Source organism: Spirosoma fluminis (assembly GCF_054778895.1).
Genome location: NZ_BAAGZD010000005.1, coordinates 87,487 through 109,228 on the forward strand (window position 1 = coordinate 87,487; position 21,742 = coordinate 109,228).

The 21,742-nt window shown below is 52.3% G+C and carries 17 protein-coding genes and 1 tRNA gene; 16 read left to right on the top strand and 2 right to left on the bottom strand.

Annotated features, from left to right (window positions below; genetic code table 11):
- Positions 1–18: 18 nt before the first annotated feature.
- Positions 19–2,697, bottom strand: a complete 2,679-nt coding sequence (locus ACYVBJ_RS10270; RefSeq protein ID WP_460982209.1) for a T9SS type A sorting domain-containing protein — start codon at positions 2,695–2,697, stop codon at positions 19–21.
- Between the two features lie 178 nt (positions 2,698–2,875).
- Positions 2,876–3,283, bottom strand: coding sequence for a peptide-methionine (R)-S-oxide reductase MsrB (gene msrB, locus ACYVBJ_RS10275; protein ID WP_460982210.1), 408 nt, complete (start codon positions 3,281–3,283; stop codon positions 2,876–2,878).
- Positions 3,284–3,469: 186 nt separating this feature from the next.
- Here msrB and ACYVBJ_RS10280 point away from each other — a divergent pair, with 186 nt between their 5' ends.
- From ACYVBJ_RS10280 to trpB, 16 genes are all read left to right on the top strand, one after another.
- Positions 3,470–5,398, top strand: a complete 1,929-nt coding sequence (locus tag ACYVBJ_RS10280; RefSeq protein WP_460982211.1) for a RecQ family ATP-dependent DNA helicase — start codon at positions 3,470–3,472, stop codon at positions 5,396–5,398.
- A 77-nt stretch (positions 5,399–5,475) separates the two neighbouring features.
- Positions 5,476–6,348, top strand: coding sequence for a LytR/AlgR family response regulator transcription factor (locus ACYVBJ_RS10285; RefSeq protein ID WP_460982212.1), 873 nt, complete (start codon positions 5,476–5,478; stop codon positions 6,346–6,348).
- 152 nt (positions 6,349–6,500) lie between these two features.
- Positions 6,501–8,681, top strand: coding sequence for a TonB-dependent receptor (locus tag ACYVBJ_RS10290; protein ID WP_460982213.1), 2,181 nt, complete (start codon positions 6,501–6,503; stop codon positions 8,679–8,681).
- A gap of 31 nt (positions 8,682–8,712) precedes the next feature.
- Positions 8,713–9,375 carry a tetratricopeptide repeat protein gene (locus tag ACYVBJ_RS10295; RefSeq protein ID WP_460982214.1) on the top strand — a complete coding sequence of 221 codons (663 nt, stop codon included), beginning with the start codon at positions 8,713–8,715 and terminating at the stop codon, positions 9,373–9,375.
- Positions 9,376–9,547: 172 nt separating this feature from the next.
- The gene (locus tag ACYVBJ_RS10300) at positions 9,548–10,417 is read left to right on the top strand and encodes a glucose 1-dehydrogenase (RefSeq protein ID WP_460982215.1); all 870 of its coding nucleotides are present in this window, start codon (positions 9,548–9,550) and stop codon (positions 10,415–10,417) included.
- 2 nt (positions 10,418–10,419) lie between these two features.
- Positions 10,420–11,046, top strand: coding sequence for a gluconate 2-dehydrogenase subunit 3 family protein (locus ACYVBJ_RS10305; protein WP_460982216.1), 627 nt, complete (start codon positions 10,420–10,422; stop codon positions 11,044–11,046).
- Positions 11,046–12,602 carry a GMC family oxidoreductase gene (locus ACYVBJ_RS10310; RefSeq protein ID WP_460982217.1) on the top strand — a complete coding sequence of 519 codons (1,557 nt, stop codon included), beginning with the start codon at positions 11,046–11,048 and terminating at the stop codon, positions 12,600–12,602. The genes ACYVBJ_RS10305 and ACYVBJ_RS10310 overlap by 1 nt, the downstream gene beginning before the upstream one ends.
- A 69-nt stretch (positions 12,603–12,671) precedes the next feature.
- Positions 12,672–14,012, top strand: coding sequence for a family 1 glycosylhydrolase (locus ACYVBJ_RS10315; protein ID WP_460982218.1), 1,341 nt, complete (start codon positions 12,672–12,674; stop codon positions 14,010–14,012).
- The gene (locus ACYVBJ_RS10320; RefSeq protein WP_460982219.1) at positions 14,012–14,797 is read left to right on the top strand and encodes an alpha/beta fold hydrolase; all 786 of its coding nucleotides are present in this window, start codon (positions 14,012–14,014) and stop codon (positions 14,795–14,797) included. Before ACYVBJ_RS10315 ends, ACYVBJ_RS10320 begins: the two co-directional genes overlap by 1 nt.
- A 41-nt stretch (positions 14,798–14,838) precedes the next feature.
- Positions 14,839–14,912, top strand: a tRNA-Pro gene (locus tag ACYVBJ_RS10325).
- Positions 14,913–15,185: 273 nt separating this feature from the next.
- Entirely contained in the window at positions 15,186–16,637 is a 1,452-nt protein-coding gene (locus ACYVBJ_RS10330; protein WP_460982220.1) for an anthranilate synthase component I family protein, read from the top strand.
- 85 nt (positions 16,638–16,722) lie between these two features.
- Positions 16,723–17,289, top strand: a complete 567-nt coding sequence (locus tag ACYVBJ_RS10335) for an anthranilate synthase component II (RefSeq protein WP_460982221.1) — start codon at positions 16,723–16,725, stop codon at positions 17,287–17,289.
- 80 nt (positions 17,290–17,369) lie between these two features.
- Entirely contained in the window at positions 17,370–18,356 is a 987-nt protein-coding gene (gene trpD, locus ACYVBJ_RS10340) for an anthranilate phosphoribosyltransferase (RefSeq protein WP_460982222.1), read from the top strand.
- A gap of 67 nt (positions 18,357–18,423) precedes the next feature.
- On the top strand, positions 18,424–19,248 hold the full coding sequence (gene trpC / locus ACYVBJ_RS10345; protein WP_460982223.1) for an indole-3-glycerol phosphate synthase TrpC: 825 nt from the start codon (positions 18,424–18,426) through the stop codon (positions 19,246–19,248).
- The gene (locus ACYVBJ_RS10350; RefSeq protein WP_460982224.1) at positions 19,245–19,889 is read left to right on the top strand and encodes a phosphoribosylanthranilate isomerase; all 645 of its coding nucleotides are present in this window, start codon (positions 19,245–19,247) and stop codon (positions 19,887–19,889) included. The genes trpC and ACYVBJ_RS10350 overlap by 4 nt, the downstream gene beginning before the upstream one ends.
- Positions 19,890–20,537: 648 nt before the next feature.
- Entirely contained in the window at positions 20,538–21,737 is a 1,200-nt protein-coding gene (gene trpB / locus ACYVBJ_RS10355; RefSeq protein WP_460982225.1) for a tryptophan synthase subunit beta, read from the top strand.
- Positions 21,738–21,742: the final 5 nt, after the last annotated feature.

Genomic DNA, 21,742 nt, shown 5'->3' on the forward strand with positions numbered 1-21,742 from the left:
TTCGCGTTTTTAGACCCGTTACTTTCCGATAATCACTTTCTGCGTCAATACCGCATCGCCCGCCTGGAGTTTAAGGAAGTAAAGACCCGTTGGCAACTGACTCATGTCCAGCTGTTCGCTAAGCTTGACCCCTCCTACCCGGAGTGTCTGCTGCCGGAGCGGCTGACCCGCTGCGCTCGTGATGGTCAGGCCAGCTTCTGCCACGGGCTTCGCAAAATCAGCGTCGATACGTACCGCGCCACTACTTACAGGATTGGGATATACCATAAATCGCCCGGCGCTGACGGGTTCCGTAGCCAGTACCGGCGGTGGAGGGGGCAACTGAATGCGCAGATTATCGATCGCCCATCCCCACCCATGCGACAATTGGTCAGCAAACAGGCGAAAGCGTATCAGGATTTGATCGCCCGCCCGGAAGGCACCGCCCGTACGCAGAATCGGGATGGCTCTGGGTTTGTACAGGCTGGGAATGCCAACGGTTGTTGAGTTTCGGTCGTTTTGCGAACCGGTTGTGGTATTGCGGTTATAAGCCGCCAGCCAGTCGGCGTTTGCATTAGAGTCATAGCCATTGGCCAGCGGTCGCCAGGTTCGCCCATTATCGCTGGAGCCTTCTACAACCACATAATCATAGAAATCAGCGCTGCCAAACGTACTACCAGCCTCGCCTGGCTCCACCAGCACAATTTCGTCAAAACGAATCACCGTGCTATCCGGATTGTTCTTAACCAGAATGGGTGCTCGCAGCACTATTTCGTAGTTACTCTCGTAGGCGTAACTGCTGCCATTTCGGTACGGGTGTTCGGAGTGGATCGCCGGGTCGCTGAAATTAGCGGGTTGTGTAATGCTGAACCCGTAGCTGACAAAGTCACTGGCGGTTGTCGGGCTCTGGAAGTTGTTGGCGTATTCCCGTTGAGGAGCCAATAAGGGCGCTACGGTCAGTTCATAAAAGCCCGTTGCCGGATTGAGAGCCTGATTTCTGGCACGCGATGAATCCCGCGCGACAATCCGGTATCGGATCACATCGCCTGCTTTTAACGAATTTGCCGGAAAATCAAGTCGGTTTCGGTACAGAGCACTGAACGACAGACTGTCGTCACTCACCTGCGTAGCCTGACTATACCGTAACGGCAGGCCGGGCTGCGCCACTCCGTTGATCTGGTATTCGACGTAAGCCGTGTCAATGCCAGTCGGCCGGTTGTCTGAAACATTAACCAGAATGGGCAGGCTATCGGCTACAGTGGTTGTATAAATGAAGTTTTTGGGCGGACTGTAGCGAATAAGGGGCGGAACGTTGTCGGGACCCACCTGCAGGCGGTGATACGTCTGTGCGCCATTTGGTAACTTACCAGGATTGGTAAAGATCCGGCCCGAGGCATCCTGCACCTGAAAGTAGTACCAGACATCACCCTGCGCCTGAGCCGCCGGCAACACAAAACTGTACTCATCTGTTGCTCCTACGCGCGTTGGGGTTACGGCCGTAAACAAAGTATCTCGTCCGCTGGGTGCACCTTTCCGGTAAAAAAACCGAATCGAGCCCTCCACTAACGTCGTGTCACTTAAAATTCGGGTTCGGAAGTCTACGTCCCGAATATCTTCGCCAAGGGCCGTGACCAGGGCATCATTGTCGTGCAGGACCGAGGTATTTTTCCACTCCATGTCGGAGAAGAAATTCAGAACAAGCGGACCGGGCGAGTGAATGGCTTCAGCATTGGCCAATTGGGGCGTCATCAAGGAGTTGGTATCTCCCCGACGATACGTATTCTCGTCCAGGTGGTAGATACTTGACCCCGCATCGAAGCTGGACGGCGCAAACAGTTTGGCCCGCTGGCCGGTCCGCTGCCGCAGAATCTGCCCATTCAAAAACAGGTTGTTTCCCGTCAGCTGGCGGTACAACGTATTCGAGTTATCCGGATACGCATCCGTCGAAACGACCAGCCGTTCACCCTGCCCGTTCTCGATGAAGTGATCGTATACCGCAGGCAGACCCGCGCTGTATTGACCCAGGTTGCCGCTCACGCCAAAGAAACCGATAAAGCCCAGGCCGTGCCCAATCTCATGCAATACGACCGTTACCAGATCGGTTTGCCCGGCGGGCGTTTTGCCGTCGGTCCCGAAGTACCAGTTGTTATTTTGATTGAAATCGGCCGAGATGTCAGGATCGTTTGGACTGTTCAACTGCCGACGGGCAATTTTTTCGGCCAGCGCAATGGCGTAGAAGCCCGTACTTTTCTGCGCCCCATCGGGAGCAAGGCGGTAATCGGTCGGCCCGGCTGACCCTAAGACGCCAGGGCTCTGGCGCGTCCAGTTGGCCTGAATCCGGATGGGCACCGAAGACACCAGCAGGTTAGACCAGATATCAACGGCGTATTGAAAGGCGGCCTGGGCTTCAGCCGTAAAGCCCGAGTACGTAACAACAAATTGCGCCGTCGGCGCTACGCGTGCCCTCGCATTTCTGCGGGCTTTCATAAAGGCTTCGGGAGCCGGTATCTGCGTAAAGGCGTTCTGCTCCGTTTTGTAACAGATGGTTTTGGGAGCGGCCACTACGTGCATTTGCCGAACGAAGTGCCGATACGTTGCCGAGGCCGCCGGCTCCTGACTACCGGTTTTTTGCGCCAGCACGAGCGAGTCAGAGCCAACAAACCCGACCAGCAATAGACCCAGTACCAGCACAGGCACTGGCGATTTCACAAAAAGCATACAGACAGTAGAAGTTGTGCAGAACGTGTTGAGTTGGGATTCAGCGTTACAAAATTGCCGGTAGTCTGATCGTATAATCAATAACGCATCCTCGCTTCGATGAAACTGATCCTCGGCTTACTGTATACGTACCGATGCGGCCGTTTGTTGCAGTTGATTGAGTCTATACAAACTAAATTTAGTTTGCACCCGCCGTACGTTTGAGCACCAGCGAAACCGAATTCAAACAATAGCGCTGACCGGTTGGTGGAGGCCCGTCGTTAAATACATGGCCTAAGTGGGCATCGCAGACGTTGCACAACACCTCCACGCGCGACATGCCGTAACTATAATCGCTTTCTAACCGGACGCGCTCCTCGTCGATAGGTTCCGTAAAACTGGGCCAGCCCGTGCCCGACTCGAACTTGGTTGTCGACTCGAACAACTCCGTTCCGCAGCATACACAGGCGTAGATACCAGGGTCGTGGGCTTCGCAATATTCGCCCGAGAAGGGCCGTTCGGTACCTTTGCCACGAGCTACCTGGTATTGCTCAGGCGTCAGGATGCTACGCCATTCTTCGTCGGACTTGATAACTTTCTGAATCATAAGGATTGAGATTATGTATTCGCATTGCTTTCCAAGTCTAAACCGCTTTATGATCCAATTTGTCTACGTACCGTTGTAAATTCGCAGAAGTAACCTGACCTGTACCATACGGTTTTAGAATAGCGCCAGTACATTGAACTGTACGGAACGCTCCATTCGTTATCTCGTTACGTTCCATTACCTATCGTGACTGTTCGGCAGATTTTACAGCAATTCTGGGGATATACCGCCTTCCGGCCCATGCAGGAAGATGTGGTCAATACGGTGCTGGCCCGGCAGGATGCACTCGTGCTCATGCCCACGGGGGGCGGCAAATCGATCTGTTTCCAGCTGCCGACCCTGGCTATGAAAGGTGTATGCATCGTGGTGACGCCCTTGATTGCGTTGATGAAAGATCAGGTCGAGCAATTGCGGAAACGCGGCATTCCGGCTGCCGCCATTTACTCGGGCATGCACTACCGCGAAATCGACACGACGCTCGACAACTGCATCTACGGCAACACGAAGTTTCTCTACGTATCGCCGGAACGCTTACGGACTGAGATCGTTATCGAGCGGGTGAAGCAGATGACGGTCTGTTTGCTGGCGGTCGACGAAGCCCACTGTATTTCGGCCTGGGGCTATGATTTCAGGCCGCCGTACCTTCAGATCGCAGAGTTCCGCGAGTTGATTCCCGACACGCCCGTTATTGCGCTGACAGCCTCGGCAACGCCCGATGTGCAGACGGATATTCTGGAAAAGTTAGCCCTTCGTACCAGCGACGGAAGTCCGGTTCCGGTGTTTCGCCAGACCTTCGCCCGCCCGAACCTGTCGTACTCGGCCGTGCTGGAAGAAAACAAAGAGGCCCGTTTGCTTCGTATTCTTCAGCGGGTGCCGGGCTGCGGTATCGTATACGTCAGGAGCCGACGGCAAACCCAGCAGATTGCCCAGTGGCTGTCTCGGCAAGGAATCTCAGCCGATTTCTACCACGCCGGTTTATCGACCCAACAGCGCGCTGATAAGCAGGACGCCTGGATACAGGATCAAATCCGCGTGATGGTGGCCACCAACGCGTTCGGGATGGGAATCGACAAACCCAATGTCCGCGTCGTCGTTCACCTAGATGTACCGGATTCGCTTGAAGCGTATTACCAGGAAGCCGGACGCGCCGGGCGCGACGGGGAAAAGGCTTATGCCGTATTGCTGTACACAAAAGCCGATCTGGAGAACCTTCATTACCGGACCGAGCAGCTTTATCAGCCCGTCGACATGCTTCGGCGGGTGTATCAGGCACTGTCGAATTACACGGCCGTACCCGTAGGCGGAGGTGAGTTTACCAGCTACGATTTTGATTTGAACGCCTTCGCGCATACGTTCAAGCTGCCTCCGCAGGAAACCCATTACGCTCTTAAACAGCTACAACTGGAAGGATTAATTCAACTCACCGAGAATTATTTTCATCCGTCCCGCTTATCCTTCGTCCTGGACAACCGTCAGCTCTACGAATTTCAGGTCCTGAATCCGCGCTTCGATTCATTCCTGAAGCTGATTCTGCGGATGTACGGGGGCGAACTGTTCACTGATTTTGTAACGATCTCGGAATCGGCTCTGGCGCGGGCGTACATGATTAATCAGAACGAGATCGAAAGCCTGCTTCAGCAGCTTCACCAGCGGAACGTAGTGATCTACGAAAAGCAGAAAGACAAGCCCCAGCTTACCTTTCTAACACCCCGGTTCGATGCCCCAACGCTGCCCATAAACCTCCAGGAGCTAAACCGGCGGAAGGAGTTAGCCACTCGAAAGGTGCAGGCGGCCAGTATTTACACGGAGCATCCGACACAATGCCGTACCAGACTCTTGCAGGCCTACTTCGGTGAGAAACCCGGCCAAGCCTGTGGTATCTGCGACAACTGCATCAAAAAGAGAAAAAAAGCAGAAGCCGCCCCCTCTAAGGTACGTGAACAGGTTCGGGAGTACGTTGCCCTGGCCAACGGGCCGGGTGTGTCGCCTAAGCAGCTCGCGCACCACTTCGGGCAAACCGATGCCGAGACGCTGGCCGAGACCGTAAAGCAAATGCTGGCCGAAGAAGAAATTCGCTACACCCGAAGCGGCAACCTTACGCTGAATCTTGACTAATAAAGGAGTAGTCACAAGGTCTACTCTTTGCATGGCAGACAACTCGCAAGCTGAGGTATAAAGATTATTTTTACGTTATGCTGCAATCCGTCCGCACATTTCTGAACCGCCCCCTAGCTGAAGACTTTAGCTTAAGTTATGCACTACGCTCGTCGCTACAGGCCGGGCTGTATGTTTTCCTGTTTGTATCACTGTTGAACGTTCGGGTGTTCGATTGGGGACAGATTGGCAGAATGGCCCTGTTGGGTGCAGGTTGTTTTATATCCTCGCTACTGGCGAACTGGTTCATTCCCTCTTTTCTGCCAACATGGTACGACGAAGAACGGTGGACGGTAGGGCGACACATTCTGCATACGTTGTTTGTCCTATTGTGCATCAGCCTCATGAACCAGTTTCTCCTAACTTTAACCGACAGCGGAAAGCTTCCGTTCTGGCAGATGTATTCATGGGTAACGCTCATTGGCTTTTTCCCGATTACGTTAGGCGTGCTGGTGGCCGAACAACGTCGCTTGAAGCGCAATGCCCAACACGCCGAACAAGTCAATACACAGTTAACCAAACTTCAGGAGACGAAGTCAGCGACCGGTCTGGTACAAGAGCAGGAGCTGATTCACTTGGCCTCAGAAAATGGTAAGGATAAACTGAGTATTCACCCCGATCAGCTCATTTATGTCGAGTCGGTAGGCAACTACGTGGATGTGCATTGGGTTAATCTGACGATTCCGCAAAAGGCGGTGCTTCGTAATACCCTTAAAGATGTTGAAGCCTCTTTAGCAAATCACCCGCAATTCTTTCGCTGCCATCGGGCCTTTTTGGTCAACCTTAGGGGAATTTGCAAGACCGAAGGCAACGCTCGTGGCTATCAGCTCACCCTTACTGGCGTCTCGGCTGAGATTCCGGTGTCTCGCAGCTATATTGATGCGTTTGATCGGCGCATGGTTGCCCTATAGTAGCCTTCCCATTTATCCCAAAAACATCCCAAACACCCCTAAAAAGGACATTTTATCCCTTCCCGTTTGTCACTCATCCCACCCTATTGCGAGGGGTAAGCCAACTGCCGATGTTTGTCTCAACGATTCGCTGAGGCAAACAAAAAACAGGTATGATACGGCTCTACTCTACTCTGCTACTTCTACTAACGGCCCTGCTCCTGCTGCCTTTTACCGTCTTTGCACAGAAGACACTTGTTCAGGGCACGGTCACTTACAATACCATTCGTCCGCTGGCTAATGCCAACGTTTCACTCGATGGCACGTACGACGGCGCAACGACTAACGCCAAAGGAGAATTTGCGTTTGAGACCGAAGAGAAGGGCACGTTTAAATTAATAGCGAAGCTGGCAGGCTTCGTCGACGTAGCACAGACAGTCGAACTAAACAGTGGGCCAAAGCTGGTGGTAAAAATGGTGTTCACCACCAAATCGCTCAACCTACAGGACGTAACCGTACGACCTCGTTTGTTCGATCTCAATGACAAAAACAAATACACTGTTTTAAGCCCGCTGGACGTATTGACCACGGCTACGGATGGAAACATTACGTCTGCACTGAAAACCATGCCGGGTGCCCAGGCCGTTGGCGAGAGTGGCGATTTGTTTGTGCGGGGCGGAACGGGCACCGAAACCAAAGTCTATATCGACGGGCTACTGGTCAACAACTTCACCTACAGCAGTCCGTCCAACATGGCCGCTCGTAGCCGTTTTGCACCGGGCATGTTCAAAGGCACCTTTTTCTCGACAGGAGGCTACTCGGCACAATACGGACAAGCACTTTCATCGGCACTGGTGCTGGAAACGGAAGACTTACCCGTAAAAAGTAGCGCCGAGCTGACCATCTCACCCATCATGGCGGGGATAAACATCCAGCAACTCACCCGCGATAAGAAAACGGCCTTCGGCGGAGGTATTAGCCATACGAATTTAAGTTTGTACAATACGATGGCACCGGGTGCGGTTCAGTTTACCCAAACACCCCGTTACTGGGATGGAAATGCGTCGTTCCGCCATCTGCTTAAGAATGGTGGTATGTTGAAATTCTTCGTTAACGGTGGCGTAAGTACCGTTGGTCTCGACAGGCCCAATTTGGATTACGACGGTATCACGAACGGCATTCACCTGACGAATCAGAATCTGTACACAAACCTGACCTATAAACAAAACCTGAAAGGTGGCTGGAAATGGCAAGCGGGGCTTTCTTACGCTTATAACAATGACCTCACCAACGTAGCGGCTCGCTTTCAAAACGCCGAACGGCCTGATTCAATAATCCGGCAAGCCGATCGCTCATCATTATGGCAAGCCCGGAACGTAGTTTCCAAGATGATCTTAAGCCGGACGCGTTTGACGATTGGCACCGAATTTCAGCGGATTAGTGAACAACGTAACGACAGCCAATATGCGGACACGTACTTAGCTCAGTTTGCCGAAACAGAATCTTATCTGACCGATCGTTTGTCAGCGCGGGCGGGGGTACGATCGGAGTATTCGTCCTGGTTAGGCAAGTTTAACGTATCACCTCGGTTGGCACTCGGCTACAGCACCGGGAGTAGCGGGTTACTATCAGTGTCATACGGCCGGTTCTATCAGAAGCCGGATCGCCCGTTCCTGTTGCAAACCGCCAATTTAACGTTCACAAACGCTGACCATTACATAGTCAGTTATCAGCGGGTGAGAAGCGACCGGACGTTTCGCGCAGAAGCTTTCTATAAACAGTATGATAACCTGATTCAAACGCAGCCTGCCTTATCCAATGGTGGCTGGGGTTACGCTCGTGGTGTCGAAATATTTTTCCGGGACAAGAAAAGCATCAAAGGAGTTGACTACTGGATGTCTTATTCTTTCCTGGATACGAAGCGCCAGTTCCTCGACTACTCAACAGCCGTGCAGCCTTCATTTGCGGCTAAACACACAGCCTCGGCGGTCATCAAACGTTTCTTCTCTGAAATTCAGACCAACATTGGGGTAACATACACCGTCGCGTCAGGCCGTCCTTACGCTAACCCGGAGCGTCCGGCCCAAGCGTTTATGACCGACCGAACACCGGCTTACCAAAACCTGGGTGTGAGCTTCGCCCGCCTGATGAGCGTCCGCAAAGCGCAGTCGGTGCTGGTGTTAACCGTCAGTAACGCCCTGGGCAACCAGCAAGTTTTTGGTTATACGTATTCAACGACCAACCCACAACGACGCGAGGCTATTGTGCCCACCAATAATCCGTTTGTCTTCGTCGGCATGTTCATTACGCTCGGCACTGATCGTCGGCAGGAAATTATTAACAGTCAATTCTAACCAGATTAGTAACTAATAAACCATCAAGTATATGAAAACGCTCATCATTGCTTTCGTCAGTTCGTTTATAATTAGTTACGCAGCTTTCGCGCAAAGCGACAAGTACCAGAAAGCTATGAAAAGAAACGTGGCCCACTTTGACACGGTTCGCACCTCATCTACTATGCTGACGTTAATGAACAGCTTTGATCGCATTGCGTCCGCTGAAAAAACACAGTGGCTCCCCTACTATTACGCCGGTATGTGCGCCATGAACCTCGCCAATCAGGAGAAAGACAAAAACTTGGTGGACGGCTGGGCCGACAAGGCCGACGCTTTTGTCAGTAAAGCCGACTCACTCAGCCCTAATAACTCCGAAGTATCCTGCTTACGCGCAACCGTTCACTTCGCCCGTATTAATGTAGACTTTATGAGCCGGGGACCAAAATATTCAGCACTCGGTGGCGAGGCTTTACAGCAAGCCTTAACGCAAAACCCGAATAACCCTCGGGCAATGGTCGTCTTGGCTCAACTCAAACGCAGTGCTCCGGAAGGCTACGGTGGCGACAAGGCTATGAGTTGCCAGTTAGCAGCCCGAGCAGCACAGCTTTTCGCCCAAAGCGCTCCGAACGCAAGCTCCATCGAGCCGCATTGGGGCCAGAGCAGTGCTCAGCAGATTATGAAAAAATGTGAAGGACAGACGGCGCAAAAGTAAGTCGTCATTTACTACAAGTATTTTCAAGCGACTCTCCCAGAACGTGTCGACTAGTTACTAGCCGACACTTTTTGTTTGAATGCCAACAAATTATTGGAACACGCAGTTACTTGACAGCATTACCCTCAGCCTATCAGAGGGGTTGTCCTTTATTTTCACTACTCAACACGTTATGCCTAACCAACCTGAATTCCGTCCCAAAGCCGAAGACATTTCTGGTCAGCAACTCCCCTATCCTGCCCGCCAGTCAGACATGGACCCCGCTCCCGACAGTGACCTGTCGAACTACAAACCAGCGGGCAAGCTTACCGATAAGGTGGCCATCATCACCGGTGCTGATTCCGGCATCGGGCGGGCCGTTGCTATTGCGTTCGCAATGGAAGGGGCCGATGTGGCCATTGTCTACAACGAAAACACCGACGACGCCAGATACACGAAACGCCTGGTTGAGTCGAAAGGGCGGAGATGCCTGGTCATTCAGGCCGACGTTCGGCAAAAAGCCCAGTGTGAGCAGGCCGTTCAGCAAACCCTTGATACATATGGTAAACTGAATGTGCTGGTCAACAATGCCGCTTACCAGATGGCGCAGCAAAAGCTGGAGGATATTACCGAAGAACAACTCCGGCGAACGTTCGACACGAATATTCTGGGTTATTTTTTCATGGCTCAGGCTGCCCTTCCCCATTTGCACGAAGGCGATGCCATTGTCAATACGGGTAGCATTGTCGGTATCGTTGGCAACCCAATCCTGCTCGATTACTGTGCTACCAAGGGCGCTATTCATGCCTTTACAAAATCGCTGGCCATTCAACTCGGCGAACGTAACATCCGGGTAAACTGCGTTGCTCCGGGACCCGTCTGGACGCCAAACATTCCGGGAACGATGCCCGAGGACGAGGTTAAAAACTTTGGCCATGAAGTGGCGCTGACCCGACCCGGTCAACCCGAAGAACTGGCACCCGCCTACGTACTGCTGGCCTCCAGCGACGGCAGTTTTATGACCGGCAGCATCGTGGAGGTGACTGGCGGCAAACTCGGTTAGGCATGACTCCGACCGAACACTACCCCGATGGCACGGTACGTACCCTGCTTGAAACCGACCACGTTACGAAGGCTACGCGTCAGGCTCTGACGGATCGGATAAACTTGCCAGAAAGACAGCCGCAGTTCTTTTCAGCAGATGAGTTTGCCCTGCTCCAGGCCATTTGCAACCGGTTGATTCCGCAGCAGGATCGGCCTGTATGCATTGATCTGGCCGGTGGCATCGACGAACGGCTAACTCAAAACGAATCGAATGGATGGCGGTACGACACGATGCCGCCCGACCGCGACGCGTATCGCCTGGGCCTGAAAGGCGTAGCCGAAACAGCAATGGTTCTGTTTCAGCAACCTTTTCGGCAACTAAGCCCTGATCAGCAGGACAGCGTTTTGACTTATATCCAGACAGCGCAAAGCACCAGTGCCAGCTGGGAGGGGTTACCCGCCGAACGCTTCTTCGAGGAGCTACTGGCCGAAGCGGTTGAAAATTACTACAGTCACCCACTGGCGCAGGAAGAAATTGGCTGCGTAGCTATGGCCGACGTACCCGGCTGGCAGCGAATCGGTCTGAATCAACTGGACGAGCGCGAACCAAGACCCTTGTTTGCTGGTCCATCATCCCCCACTACGTAATGCAGCAATATCCAACTCATGAACGCGTCGATGCCATTGTGATTGGTACAGGCGCAGGTGGGGCTCCTTTACTGGCACGTCTGGCCAAAGCCGGTTTGAAGGTGGTTGCCCTGGAAGCGGGTAAACACTGGAAACCCATAGACGACTTCCCTACCGATGAGCGGGCACAGTCTAAACTGTTCTGGAATGACGAACGCCTGAGTGCGGGTAATGATCCGCTCCCCTTTGGCAACAACAATTCAGGCACGGGTGTTGGTGGCTCCACATTGCACTATACCGCGTATACACCCCGCGTCCAGCCCGACGATCTACATATCCGCACCGAGTTTGGCGTAGGCGAAGACTGGCCAGTCGACTTCAACGAGATTGAGCCCTACTACGACGAAATCGAGCACTTTCTGGGCGTATCTGGCCCGGCACACTATCCCTGGGGCCCCGCTCGAAAACAGGCCTACGCCCTCGGTCCGCTATCCATCAACGGAGCTGGTCAGCTTATGGAGCGAGGTTGCAAGGAAGTTGGCCTAAAAACCTCACCAGCCGCCAATGCCGCGCTTTCGGCTGGTTATTATCAGGAAGGGGTTGGCCACCGCTCCGCCTGCACAAACCGGGGATTCTGCCAGGCGGGCTGCAACATCGGCGCGAAGGCCAGTATGGACGTAACGTACATTCCCCTAGCCATACACTACGGTGCTGAAATTCGGCCCGAAAGCTTTGTAACGCAACTGGTAAAAGATTCTTCCGGGCGAATTAGCGAGGTTGTTTACACACGTAACGGCAAGGAAGAGCGCCAGCGGTGTCGATACGTGTTTTTATGTGCCGGTACCGTGGAGACGCCCCGACTGCTGTTAATGAATGGCCTGGCCAATACCAGCGGTCAGGTGGGCCGTAATATCATGGCCCACACGGCTCTGCAAATCTGGGGCGAGTTTGATGAAGATGTGCGTCCGTACAAAGGTATACCGGGAGCAATAATTTCTGAAGATACGCACCGGCCCGCCTACGCCGACTTCGCCGGGGGGTATCTGCTGCAATCCATCGGGGTTATGCCCGTTACGTATATTTCTCAACTGGTACGCGCCCGAAAGCTCTGGGGGCAGGAGTTGAAACGAGCCGCCTTAGCCTACAACCACGTAGCGGGTATCAACATCCTGGGTGATTGCCTGCCTTACGAGCATAATTTTCTGGAGTTGTCGGACGAAAAAGACAACCGTGGTCTACCGAAACCCCGTATATACTTTTCAAACGGCGAGAACGAAAAACGGATGACCGCTCATGCCGACAACATCATGCGCGATATATGGGCCGCAGCGGGCGCCAAACACGTCTGGGCGTTTCCACGAAATGCGCACGTTATCGGCACCTGCCGGATGGGGCACGATCCGGACCGGTCGGTCGTCAATGCCGAGGGGCAGTCGTTCGATATTCCGAACTTATACATCAGCGATAACTCAACGTTTCCGAGTGCCTTAAGCGTTAATCCTGCCCTAACCATTATGGCTCTGTCGCTCCGTACCGCCGACCGCTTTCTGGCGCGGCAGAAGCGACTGGACAACTAACGACCATTTTTCAAGACAGCCTTCAGCGTCACCCCGACCGGTTCGGCAGGAGGATCGACAACCAGCATCATGACTAAAATCGGATTTTTAGACAACATCAAAAAGCACTTCGGCAAAGGCGACTATGAAGGTGACCAGTTCGGGGGCGCACGGGGGCATGATGGCAGCGGTTTGCCAGCTACGAATCCCAGCAACTTCATGTTTGCCACGGGCATCGAGTGTTCGTATCCAACCATACAGAACGGTACCGTCCGGCGCGACCAGCTCCGGGAGTGCGGCCATTATGACCGCTGGCGCGAAGATTTAGGCCTTGTCAAGGAAATGGGCCTTAAGGTGCTTCGCTATGGGCTTCCTTATTACAGTATCCAGAAGGGGCCAGGCCAGTATGACTGGAGTTTTGCGGATGAAGTTATGGCCGAAATCAAGCGCCTGGGCATTATTCCTATTCTGGACCTCATGCACTTTGGCGTACCGGACTGGATCGGCAACTTTCAAAATCCGGAGCTTCCCGTTCATTTTGCGGAATACGCCGGAGCCGTTGCCGAGCGCTATCCCTGGGTACGTTACTATACGCCCGTTAACGAAATCTACGTAACAGCGCGCATCAGCGGAAAAGACGGCGTCTGGAATGAGCAGCTAAAAACCGATCGGGGCTTCGTTACGGCTCTGAAACACTGCGCAGCGGCCAGTATTATGGGAAATCAGCAGATTGCCAAATACCGGAACGACTGCGTCATCGTACAAAGCGAAAGCGCTGAATATACGCATGAACTTTGCGCAACCCCCTCCGCCCAAACAGCCCTCGACAACGAACTTCGCTTTCTTTCTCTCGATCTATTGTACGCCAACCCACCTTCGGCAACGGTGGCCATGTACATGATGGACAACGGCCTGACCCGCGAAGAATACAATTGGTTTATGGCGGGCAAGCCTCCTGGCTACCAGATTATGGGCAACGATTACTACGGACGTAACGAACGCATAAAGCTGCCCGATGGGTCGATTAAAACTTCGATGGATGTACTAGGCTGGTACGAAATTACCAGAGACTACTATGAGCGGTACCACATGCCCGTGATGCATACCGAAACGAACGTGTTTGAAGCCGATCAGGCACCCATCTGGCTTTACAAGCAATGGGTAAGCGTACTCCGGATGCGCCGGGATGGTGTACCCGTACTTGGCTTCACCTGGTATAGCCTGATCGACCAGATTGACTGGGACACGCAGCTTGGGGAGCTTAACAATCGCGTCAATGCCTGTGGGTTGTACGACCTTGACCGCAAACCCAGACCAGTAGCGCAGGCTTATAAAGATTTATTAGAAGAATTCGGCCAGATAACCATCGTTCCTTACGGCGAAATGCTGGAGATGACGGATCAGCCCGCTCGTTTAAAAGTAAATGTTTAATGACAACAACCATCAACGGAATTCCCCTGAATGTACTCGAAAGCGGTAGTGGTCCGGTAACCCTTGTTTTTCTGCATTATTTCGGCGGATCGGCCCTGGAATGGCAGTTTGTAACGGCTAATCTGTCCGGAAATTACCGTTGTTTGGCCGTTGACCTGCGCGGTTTCGGCGATTCGCAGCCCGTGGGTGGTTTCTCGACTCATACGACGTTTTCCGTAGATGATATGGCGGATGACGTAGTAGCGCTTATTCGACAATCTAACGTAACGCAATATGTTTTGGTCGGCCATTCGATGAGTGGGAAAGTTGCGCTGGCCTTGGCCGCCCGTCAGCCCGCGGGTCTCCTTTCGCTGGTGCTGGTGTCACCTTCACCACCCGTTCCGGAACCCATACCAGATGATGAGCGGCAAAAGTTAATCGTGACTTATGGCCAGCGTCCGGGCGCTGAAGAAACCCTCAAAAACATAACTGAAGTTGACATATCCAACGACGTTCGGGAACAGATTATCGCCGATGACTTACGAACGGCTAAACCCGCCTGGATGGCCTGGTTAACGGCTGGCAGTTTAGAAGACATTTCGGAACGTATGGCGGGTATCAACGTACCTGTGCACATCATCGTTGGAAGCGACGATCGGGCCCTATCGCCTGATGTACAAAATGAACTTGTGCTGCCTTACATTAAAAAAGCCACGGTGACCACTGTTCCGAAGGCCGGGCACTTACTGCCGTGGGAGATACCGGATAAGCTGGCGGCATTCATTACAAAAAAAATTAGCACTTAACTTCTCAGACATAAACAAAGCCATTACCTTTGCCACTCATTCGGGGTGTAGCGCAGCCTGGTAGCGCGCTACGTTCGGGACGTAGAGGTCGTGGGTTCGAATCCCGCCACCCCGACAAGAAACAGAATTTAATTGCATCCGTTCGGGATATAGAGGTTATGGCCGGGGGCGCGTTCGCCTTCGAATCCCGCCACCCCGATAAAAGAACAAAAGACAATGAAAAATTCGATTAACAACATGATTTGGTGGTGGCACTCTTCTCATTGGGGATGAGGGTTGCCGCTATTGTTGTTCATCAGCAAATATACCAAAGGCTCACCGTCATCCCGGTGAGCCTTATTTTTTGTCATCTGTTTAGCCTTTTAAACGATTATTTAACAACCATACAATGACTACTAGCGCCCCTTCAACCACTTATCGTGTTGTCAGCCGCCACAAGCGCATGCTGGCCGACATCATTACGCCGGTTAGTATTTACCTGCGTATCCGCGACCGTTTCCTGAATAGTATTCTGCTCGAAAGCTCCGACTACCATGGTAACGAAAATAGCTTTTCCTACATCGCGTTTGATCCCGTTGCCAAGTTTTCCTACGTTGTCCAGCCGGGTTCAGGCGGACGGTTAACCATTCAGTTGCCCAACGAAACAGAGCAAACCAACGAGCTTCCCGTTGAAGGAATGCGCGAGGCTTTGCAAGAATTCAAAGATAGCTTCCAGCACGAAAAAGCTCCTTTCCCGTTTATCACCAATGGTTTGTTTGGTTATTTCGGCTATCCAGCCGTGCAGGGCTTCGAAGACATAAACTTGCAGGCACCCGTACCTACGGAAAATCAGATTCCGGCGGCCGTTTTTACGGTTTATCGCTACGTACTCGCCATTAACCATTTCAAAGATGAGCTGTACCTGTTCGAACACAGCTACTTACGCGATGGTGAAGCAGAGCCAGAGAGTACGTTAGATTACATAAGCGACCTGATCACGGGCCGGAACTACCCCACGTATTCCTTTAGCCCGGCCGGACCTGAGCAGTCTAACTTTACCGACGACGAGTTCAGAGCCGTTATTCAAAAAGGAAAAGACCATTGCCAACGGGGGGATGTGTTCCAGATTGTTTTATCGCGCCGGTTTTCTACCCCTTTCATTGGCGACGAATTTAATGTGTACCGTGCATTACGGTCGCTGAACCCCTCTCCTTATCTGTTTTATTTCGATTACGGCAACTACAAGCTTTTCGGTTCGTCGCCCGAATCGCAGATTGTGGTGAAAGATCGTAAAGCCACCATTTATCCGATTGCGGGCACCTTCCGGCGAACCGGCGATGATATTCGGGACGCTGAGCTTGCCCAAAAGCTGTATGATGACCCTAAAGAGTCGGCCGAGCACGTTATGCTGGTTGACCTGGCACGTAATGACCTCAGCCGCAACTGCGACGTAGTGAAAGTCGAAACCTTCAAAGAGGTTCAGTACTACTCGCACGTTATTCACCTCGTATCGAAGGTTGTCGGCGATTTGACCGAAACGGCCGACCCCTTACAGATTGTAGCGGAGACCTTCCCGGCGGGCACGCTTTCGGGTGCTCCCAAACACATGGCGATGAAGCTGATTGACCGCTACGAAAACTTAAGCCGCAGCTTTTATTCGGGCAGCATTGGTTACATGGGTTTTGACGGCGAATTCAACCACGCCATTATGATTCGAACATTTATGAGTAAAGACAATACGTTGTATTACCAGGCTGGGGCTGGCGTTGTAGCTAAGTCAGTTGTAGAGAGCGAACTTCAGGAAGTACACAACAAGCTGGCTGCTTTGCGGATGGCCATTGAACAAGCAAAAACACTATAACGGAAGAAAGGGAGGAAAAGGACGAACGGGAAAACATATCCCCCTTGTTCCTTTCTTCCCGCTCCTCCCTTTTCTCCTTTAAACTATGAAACTTCTCGTTTTAGATAACTACGATTCATTTACCTACAACCTCGTTTACATTCTTCGGGAGTTGGGGCAACGGCCAGACGTGGTCCGTAACGATAAAATAGCGCTGGAAGCCGTTGGCCAATACGACAAAATCATGCTGTCGCCCGGCCCCGGAATTCCGTCCGAAGCCGGTATCATGCAGGATTTGGTCATGGAGTACGGCTCTACGAAAAGTGTTCTGGGTATTTGTCTCGGCCATCAGGGCATTGGTGAGGTATACGGCGCACGACTTGAGAACCTGGGAGACGTACTGCACGGCGTTGCCCATCGGACCACCGTTACTGATTCCAGCGAGCCCCTTTTCGCCGGCGTACCCGAAGAGTTGACCGTAGGACGGTATCACTCCTGGACCGTCGTACCCAGCTCCATGCCCGCTGAACTTAAAACTACCGCCGTAGACGAACATGGCCGGGTTATGGCCTTGGCTCACACCCGCTTCGACGTCCGCGGCTTGCAATTTCACCCCGAATCGGTACTCACCGAAAACGGCGTTAGAATGCTCCAAAACTGGCTAAAACAATAAAGACCAGGCCGCCGTAGCGGTGAAAGTGCGCTACAAAATGCGCCAGGTATTCACTCTTTACCTCTTTCGCTCTTTGAGAAATGAAAGCTATTCTAAATCACCTTTTCGAGTATAAACACCTGACAAAAGACCAAGCCCGGCAAGTATTGCTGGGCATTGGCCGGGGTGAATACAACGCGGCCCAGATTGCCTCGTTCCTGACCGTCTACATGATGCGCAGCCTACGCCTTGAAGAGCTTGAAGGCTTCCGCGATGCGATGCTGGAACTGTGCCTTCCGGTCGATCTGGCCACCTACGACCCAATGGACCTTTGTGGCACGGGGGGCGATGGGAAAGATACGTTCAACATCTCAACTCTCTCATCATTTGTAGTCGCTGGCGCGGGTCAATGCGTGGCGAAACACGGTAATCACGGCGTGTCATCACTGGTTGGGTCATCGACCATTATGGAACGGCTTGGCTATACGTTTACGAATGATGTTGGTGAGCTGCAACGCAAAATGGAGACTGCGGGTATCTGTTTTTTGCATGCGCCGTTGTTTCACCCGGCCATGAAGAACGTAGCGCCTATCCGCAAAGATCTTGGCGTTAAAACATTTTTCAATGTACTCGGCCCGATGATTAATCCGGCAAAGCCTCAAAAGCAGCTTGTTGGGGTGTTTAGTCTTGAATTGGCGCGATTATATGCGTACCTTTATCAGCAGACAGACAAGCAGTTTATGATTCTGCACGGGCTGGACGGTTACGACGAGATTTCGCTGACAGGTGCCTTCAAAGTAATCAGTAACCGAACTGAACAAGTACTTGAACCTGAGCAGCTAGGTCTGGAAACTCTGGCACCGGAAGCACTGGCTGGCGGCCAGACGTTAGACGAGTCAGCGCAGCTATTTATGAATGTGCTGAACGACGAAGCGACCTCAGCGCAAAAGCAGGCTGTTTTAGCGAATGCGGGCATGGCGCTGTTGGCAGCCGGGAAAGCGAAGGGGCCGGAGGAAGCTATAGCGATGGCGCGTGAGTCTCTGGAAAGCAAACGGGCCCTGATGAGTTTTAAGAAGTTGATTGGTTAGTACGTTATTCGTAGTCATTACTCGTCATTGTTGTCAGCCGCTGCTGATGGATAATGGCCTTTAGAATATGACAATTTTAGATCAGATTGTTGCTCAGAAGCGAATAGAAGTAGCCCAGCGTAAGGAAGCCACACCCACGTCTGTGTTAGAACAAATGCCTGACTTCAAACGGCCGCCAATTTCTGCGCGGGATGCCGTTCAGGATTTTCGGTCAACGGGTATCATTGCCGAATTCAAGCGTAAATCCCCTTCCAAAGGCATCATCAATGATCAAGCCGAGGTCGCTGCGACTACGCAGGGTTACGTTAAAGCGGGAGCAGCGGTGCTTTCTGTCTTGACCGACGAGCCGTTTTTTGGAGGAACACCCGCGGACTTACAGGCCGCCCGCCTGGCAAACCCCGGAACGCCCATCCTTCGTAAAGATTTCATTGTTGATACGTATCAGTTGCTGGAAGCAAAAGCCTGGGGTGCTGACCTGGTGTTGCTCATTGCCGCCTGTCTTACGCCCGAAGAAGTAGCTGACTTTAGCGAGCAGGCCCAGAACCTGGGCCTGCAGGTACTGCTCGAAGTTCACGATGAGGAGGAACTGGATCGGTCGCTCATCCATACGGTTGATCTGGTTGGCGTTAACAATCGAAATTTGAAAACATTTACGACCTCCGTTGATACTTCGCTTCGGTTGGTCGAGCGCATACCGGATACCTTCGCCAAGATCACCGAAAGCGGGCTGCACGATGCTGCGACGATGATCACGCTGTTTAAGGCGGGTTTTGATGGTTTCCTGATCGGCGAAGCGTTTATGAAAACCCTTGATCCAGCCGCGGCTCTGGCTGCCCTGGTAACCGATTTCAAAGATCAAATGCCCACCTTTACAAACTCGTTTACCTCATGAAAATCAAAGTGTGCGGTCTGCGTGATGCCGACAACCTGAAAGAGATTGCCGCCCTTGGTCCTGACTTCGTTGGGTTTATCTTCTACGATCAATCACCCCGTTTCGTCGGTGATGAGCTGGATGTTGATGCGGTAAAAGCCTTGCCGCGTTCGATTCGCAAAGTCGGCGTGTTTGTAAACGCCAGCCCGGATTATATTCTGCGGAATGTAAAGAAGTACGATTTTCAATACGTGCAGTTGCACGGCAACGAAACGCCCGAGTATTGCCGGAGCCTACGGAACAGAGGTATCAACATCATCAAGGCGTTTCGGGTAGATGAGTCATTTAACTTTTCGATGCTAAACAACTACAAAGCGCAGTGCGACTTTTTTCTGTTCGACGCAAAGGGAGACCAGCCGGGCGGTAATGGTGTATCATTCGATTGGAGCATCCTAAGTCGATACGATAACGACAAGCCATTTTTCATCAGTGGCGGCATTGGCCTGGATAACCTCGATCAGCTAGCGCAACTAAAAGGCATGAAGCTGTACGGCGTCGATGTGAACAGCCAGGTTGAAACCTCGCCGGGCGTAAAAGACATTGCCAAAGTAAAAGAACTCATCACCCGGCTACGGCCAATTGAAGAGGAAGAAGCCGTGTAGTGTTGACCTGTAGCTACGCCATAGTTTGTTGTGTTAAACCAGCAACAACAAGGCTAATGCAAATGATGAAGAGCGGCAACATATCCCAACCGTTAACGAGCAAGGTTCCAGTGTCTACAAACCGGAAGATATCAGGCGCTGGGGTGTTGAGCACTTTCTAGAAGCTACTGCCGTACGAGAACCATTCTTACGAGCGTTTTCGGAGTTTACCGAAGAGGAAAACCAGCGCATGGATGAGTTATTAGCCGAGGGAGACAGGGGTGCAGTATGATCTATGACACAAATATTTTGATTGATCACATTCGTCAAAGAAGCTCACCACCTGTTCAAACTATCATTCCAAGTATAGTTGTCGGTGATCTCCTTCAGACTGGGGCGCTCAAAAGATAGATTTTGTAAGCTATCTGGTTGGTCACTACCCGATTGCTAGTTTAGAGCCACTGATTATTCCGGTTTATGCGCAGGTTGATGCGTTTAGCCAAGGCAAACTCAGAACGGCTCCCCTTCATTCTTCTGCCTGTAACATGGGTAAGAGCGATATTTGGATAGCGGCCACTGCCTTGTACCTGGATGTGGAACTGCACACGCCGATAATGATTTCAATCACCTATCGGCGTTAGGATTACGATTAATAAAGCACTGATTATAATGCAAACCACAGTTGAATCAACTGCCTCCTTCGGGGTATCAGATAAAGGCTTTTATGGCCACTTTGGTGGAGCGTTCATTCCTGAAATGCTTTACCCAAATGTTGAAGAACTGCGTCAGAACTATCTTCAAATCATCGCCGATCCGTCGTTTCAGGCGGAGTTCTGGCAGCTTCTTGAAGATTATGTGGGTCGACCAACACCCCTGTTTCTGGCGAAGCGCCTGTCTGATCACATTGGCGCAACAATCTACCTGAAGCGCGAAGACCTGTGCCACACGGGTGCTCATAAGGTGAATAACACCATTGGTCAGATTCTGGTGGCACAGCGTCTGGGAAAAAAGCGCATTGTGGCCGAAACCGGAGCCGGACAGCATGGTGTAGCCACAGCCACCGTTTGCGCCCTGATGGGTTTAGAGTGTATTGTGTACATGGGCAGCATCGACATGGAGCGCCAGAAGCCGAATGTCGACCGGATGCGGATGCTCGGTGCAACGGTAGTGCCCGCTACGTCGGGCAGTCAGACGCTTAAAGATGCTACCAACGAAGCCATGCGTCACTGGATCAACAACCCGGTTGATACGCACTACATCATTGGCTCGGTCGTTGGTCCCCACCCTTACCCCGATATGGTGGCACGTTTCCAGTCTGTCATCTCGGAGGAAGTTCGGAAGCAGCTTCTGGTCAAGGCGGGTCGGGAAAACCCAGATTACGTCGTAGCCTGCGTTGGTGGCGGCAGCAATGCAGCGGGTGCATTTTTCCATTACCTGAATGAACCCTCAGTACGTTTGGTCGCAGCAGAAGCTGCCGGACAAGGCGTTACGTCTGGTCATTCGGCAGCAACGACTGCGTTGGGTAAGCCGGGCGTTCTGCACGGTAGCCGAACCATTCTGATGCAAACTGAAGATGGACAGGTTACAGAACCATATTCGATTTCGGCAGGGTTGGATTATCCGGGAATTGGTCCGCTTCATGCGCATCTGTTCGATTCGGGTCGGGGTGATTTTTACGCCATTACCGACGAAGAAGCGTTGCAGGCCGGTTTCCAGCTTAGCAAGCTTGAGGGCATTATTCCCGCCCTCGAGTCGGCCCACGCCCTGGCCGCTCTTTCCAAGATGAACCTCCGCACTACCGATGTGGTCGTAGTCTGTTTATCTGGCCGGGGAGATAAAGATCTAAGCACGTATTCAAAGTATTTGTAAATGAC